4 protein-coding genes are annotated in these 4,696 nt (G+C 70.5%); 3 read left to right on the forward strand and 1 reads right to left on the reverse strand.

Annotation, left to right across the window (positions count from 1 at the left end):
• Positions 1–1,199: ABC transporter substrate-binding protein (locus ACFOGJ_RS21015; RefSeq protein ID WP_379904230.1), on the reverse strand; the 1,199-nt coding region annotated here is incomplete at its 3' end.
• A gap of 127 nt (positions 1,200–1,326) precedes the next feature.
• Between ACFOGJ_RS21015 and ACFOGJ_RS21020 the strand changes: the two genes are divergently transcribed.
• The 3 genes from ACFOGJ_RS21020 to ACFOGJ_RS21030 all read left to right on the forward strand — a co-directional run.
• Positions 1,327–2,043, forward strand: a complete 717-nt coding sequence (locus tag ACFOGJ_RS21020) for a GntR family transcriptional regulator (RefSeq protein WP_379904232.1) — start codon at positions 1,327–1,329, stop codon at positions 2,041–2,043.
• Between the two features lie 102 nt (positions 2,044–2,145).
• Positions 2,146–4,269 (forward strand): hydantoinase/oxoprolinase family protein, encoded by a 2,124-nt coding sequence (locus ACFOGJ_RS21025; protein WP_379904234.1) that lies wholly within the window; start codon positions 2,146–2,148, stop codon positions 4,267–4,269.
• A partial coding sequence (locus tag ACFOGJ_RS21030) for a hydantoinase B/oxoprolinase family protein (protein ID WP_379904236.1) occupies positions 4,266–4,696 on the forward strand: 431 nt, incomplete at its 3' end. The genes ACFOGJ_RS21025 and ACFOGJ_RS21030, both read left to right, overlap by 4 nt.

A 4,696-nucleotide genomic window follows, 5' to 3' on the forward strand; every position in this document is an offset into this window, starting at 1 on the left:
TGCGGTCCCGGCACCACCTCCACCGGGGTGAAGCCCATGTCGGTGCCGTCCACCTTGACCTGCGCATCCTTGGAGACCCTGGAGACGACGAGCGGCACCACCGCCTGGTGGTCGTCCCGGCGCATGGCGATGCCGCCGATCGGGGTCTCCGCCTGCGCCTGCTCAAGGGCCAGCGCGATCTCCGTCACGTCGACCTCGTCGCCGGGCTGCAGCCGGGCCAGCGCATCGCGCAGGTTGGCCAGCAGGAACAGCGACTTCACCTCGCTGGTGGAGGGCATCGTGCCGCTGCGGGCGCGGTAGTCGGCGAACAGCTCCTGCGCGCCGGCGCCGCCGGCCTCGGGCAGGTAGAAGTCGGCGGTGTAGTAGCCCAGCGCCGCGTCGCCGGCGCTGGACAGGGTGCCCGGCAGTTCCAGGAACGGGCCGCCGAAGCTGACCTCCAGCCCGGCGGCGGCGATCTCCTTCAGCAGCAGGATCAGGTCGCTGCCCCAGTTGCCGGAGATCACCGTGTCCGCGCCGGAGGCCTTGATGCGGGCGACATAGGGGCCGAAGTCCTGGATCTTGTTGACGTCGTGCAGGACGGAATCGACCACCTCGTAGCCGCCGGCATCGGCATAGCGCTTGATCGCGGCGTCCATGTCCTTGCCCCAGGAATAGTTCTGGTTGATCGAGAACACCTTGTCGCCGAGCGCATCGGCCGCCTTCATCGCGGTGACCAGCGCCTTCACCCGGATCTCCGCGTTCATCGCGTACTTGAAGCTGTAGAAGTTGCACTTCGCGCCGGTCAGCTCGGTCGCCTCCGCGCCGACGTTCATGAAGATCACTGGCGCGTCCGGGTTGCGCAGGTTGTGCTTGCGGACATCCTCGATGATCTGGCCGGCGATGGCGGAGGAACCGCCGGTAACGATGATATGGGCACCGTCGCCGATCGCGGCGCGCACCTTCTCCGCCGCGACCGAGGTGGTGCCCTGGCTGTCATATTCGGCATGCGCGATCGGCGTGCCACCCCAGCCGCCATCTTCGTTCGCCATGTCGATGGCGTGTTTCAGGCCGATGGCATAGAGGCGGTTGGTGTTCGAGCCCGGGCCGCTCAGGGTCTCGATGACGGCGATCTTGAGGGGTTCCGCCGCGATGGCGGGCGAGGCCAGCGCGGCCAGGCCGGCAAGGGCCGCCGCGAGGCAGGTGAGGATTGCGCGACGCATGGGTCTGGCTCCCTGTCAGACAAGTGATATAACAAATAACACGTTGACCGCGCGAATGCGGCCTGTCAACAGCCTCCGGCTTGAGGGATCATGCCGGACCCGTGCCCAAGCAGTGAGGAAGCCGCCCGTGACAGGCGCCGAAATCCAGACCGTCGACCGGGTCGACACCCTGACGGAGCGCACCTATGCGCAGCTGCGCCGCGCCTTGATGGGCGGCGCTTTCCTGCCGGGGCAGAAGATCACCATCCGCACCATCGCCGCCGCGCTCGGGGTCAGCCCGACGCCGGCGCGCGACGCGCTGAACCGGCTGGTGGCGGAACGCGCGCTGGAACTGGGCGCGAACCGGACCGTGTTCGTGCCGAAGCTCACCCGCGCGCGGATCAGGGAGATCTACCGCATCCGCCTGGCGCTGGAGGCGATGGCCGCGGAGGCGGCGGTGCCGCATATCGGGCCGGATACGCTGGCGGAACTGGAAGATCTGCAGCTGCGGATCGTCGGCGCCATGGACCGCAAGGACTACAAGTCGGTGCTGCGGGAGAACGAGCGCTTCCACTTCACCGTCTACCAGGCCGCGCAGCAGCCCATCCTGTGCCAGATCATCGAGAGCCTGTGGCTGCAGATCGGGCCGGCGTTCAATTTCCTCTACCCGGAATTCGACCAGACCCGGAAAGGCGTGAACGCGCATCTGGCGCTGATGAACGCGCTGCGCAGCCGGGACCCCGCGGCAACCCGTGCGGCGATCGAGCTGGACCTGCATGGCGGCGAGGAACGGCTGCTGCGCTTCATCGAATCGAACCCGGAAGCCGGCGCGGGCAAGGGCGCGGAACGCGGCCGGAGCCGCTGAACGGGGCAAGCGACCCGGATTTCTGCTTGAAGTGTTATAACAAACATCACTATGCTCCGGGCTGAAGCAACGACCCGCCCTTCACCCGGACCCTTTCCCGCGATGCAAGAGATCCTGCCCAACCCCGGCCCGCTGCAGGCCGCCCCGTTAAAGGCCCCCCCGTTGAAGGCCCCGTGGCGCATCGGCGTCGATATCGGCGGCACCTTCACCGACCTGGTGCTGGTCGACGCCGCCGGTGCCGTGCGCACCGCGAAGAGCCCTTCCGTGCCGGCGGATCCCGCTGCCGGCGTGATGCAGGCGGTCGCCCTGGCGGCGGCGCAGCTCGGGCTCGACCGTGCCGAACTGCTGTCGCAGTGCGAGCTGTTCATCCACGGCTCCACCATCGCCACCAACACGATGCTGGAAGGCAGGGGCGCGAAGCTCGGCCTGCTGGCGACCGAAGGCTTCCGCGACACCCTGGAGATCCGCCGCGGCCTGCGGGACGACCCGTTCGACCACCGCGCGCCCTGGCCGGAGGTGCTGGTACCGCGCAGCCGCCGCAGCACCGTTGCGGAGCGGATCGATCGCGACGGTGCGGTGGAACGGCCGCTGGCGCCGGCGGCGCTCGATGCCGCCATCGAGGAGCTGCGCGGGAAGGGCTGCGCGGCGGTCGCAATCTGCCTGCTGAACAGCTTCCTGAACGACACGCATGAGCAGGCCTGCGAGGCGCGGATCCGTGCCCTCTGGCCGGAGGTCTGGATCAGCCGCTCGACGGCGGTGGCGCCGGTGATCGGCGAATATGCCCGCAGCGCCACCACCGCCGCCGATGCCTATGTCGGGCCGCTGGTGGTGCCCTACCTGCAGGCGCTGGATGCCGAGCTGCGCGCGTCCGGCCTGCCCGGCCGGCTCTCCCTGGTGCAGAGCAATGGCGGCATCCTGTCGGTGGCGCAGGTCGCCGCGCGGCCGATCTCGCTCGTTCTCTCGGGGCCGGCGGCAGGTGTCGGCGCCCTGAAATACCTGCGCCGCGCGATCGGCAGCGGCGACCTGATCTGCATCGAGATCGGCGGCACCAGCTGCGACGTCACCCTGATGCAGGACGGCACGGTGGCGATGACCGACGGGCTTTCCGTCGCCGGCCAGCATCTGAGCGTGCCGTCGGTGGAGATCCACACCGTCGGCGCCGGCGGCGGCACGATCGCGCATTGCGATGCGGGCGGCATGCTGCAGGTCGGTCCGCGCGGCGCCGGCGCCCGGCCCGGACCCGCCTGCTATGGCCTGGGCGGCGAGGCGGCGACGGTCACCGACGCCCAGCTGGTGCTCGGCCGCCTGCGCTCCGGCCGCTATGCCGGCGGGCTGATCGACCTGGATCCGGATCTCGCCCGCGCCGCGGTGGACCGCCTGGCCCGGCCGCTGGGCATCGACACGATCGCCGCGGCCGCCGGCATCGTCCGCCTGATGGAGCAGAAGGTCCGCCACGCCGTCGAACAGGTGAGCATCGAGCGTGGCTACGACCCGCGCCGCTTCACCGTGGTTGCCGGCGGCGGCGCCGGCGCCATGCACGCCGCCGCGGTGGCGCGGGCACTGGGCTGCCGCGGCGTCTATGTGCCCCGCCTGGCGGGCCTGTTCTGCGCCTTCGGCATGTGCCACGCCGACATGCGGCACGATTTCCAGCGGACATGGCTGCGCGACCTCGACCGGGTCTCCGCGGCGGAGGTCGACGCAGCCTTCGCCGGGCTGGAGGCGCAGGGGCGCGCGCTGCTGGACGCCGACGGCCTGCCGCCGGAACGGATACGGCTGCAGCGGGCCTTCGGCCTGCGCTACCAGGGCCAGCAATGGGCGCTGCCGGTGGAGACCGGCGCAGCCTTCGCCGCGGCCGGGCTGCGTGCCGGCTTCGAGGCGGCGCACGAACGGCTCTACGGCCATGTCCAGCCCGACGGCCGGATCGAAATCGTCGACCTGCGCCTCGCCGCCACCGGACTGATGCCGAAGCCGGAGATGCCCGCGGCCGAGCCGGACGATGCAGCCCCGCAGCCGGCGGAGATCCGCGAGGTCTATGTCGCCGAGGCCGGCGGCCTGCAATCGGTGCCCGTCTTCGACGGCGCCGCGCTGCGCTGCGGCCAGCGCCTCGCCGGCCCGGCCCTGATCGAGGAGACCAGCACCACCCTGGTGCTCGGCGCCGGCGACCGGCTCGAGGTCGATCCTTTCGGCAATTACGCCATCCGCTTTCCGGAGGTCCCGTCCGCATGACCGCCCCCCAGATGATTGCCCCTCAGACGTCGGACGATCCCGTCCTGCTGGCGCTGGTGCAGAAGCAGCTCGACCATATCGCCCGGCAGATGGGCTGGGTGATGACCCGCACCGCGCGCAGCCCGGTGTTCAGCCAGAGCCACGACTTCTCCTGCTTCATCGGCACCGCCGACGGCGCGATCGCCTCCCAGGCGGACGGGCTGCCGATCCATACCGGCGGCGGCGGCTTCGCGATGCGCGCCCTGCTGGACACCTTTGGCGGACGGATGGCGCCGGGCGACGTCTTCCTGCTGAGCGACCCCTACGAAGCGGGCAACAACCACCTGCCGGACTGGACCGTGCTGCGCCCGGTCTTCGTCGACGGCGAACCCTGCGCCTTCGCCTGCAACCGGGCCCACCAGTCCGATATCGGCGGCGGTGCCGCCGA

The sequence above is a fragment of the Marinibaculum pumilum genome, from assembly GCF_042646425.1.
Classification (GTDB): domain Bacteria; phylum Pseudomonadota; class Alphaproteobacteria; order Ferrovibrionales; family Ferrovibrionaceae; genus Marinibaculum; species Marinibaculum pumilum.

Excerpts from the sequence above, each read along its gene's own strand:
- ACFOGJ_RS21025 (WP_379904234.1), top strand. The coding sequence starts at position 2,146 with ATGCAAGAGATCCTGCCCAACCCCGGCCCGCTGCAGGCCGCCCCGTTA.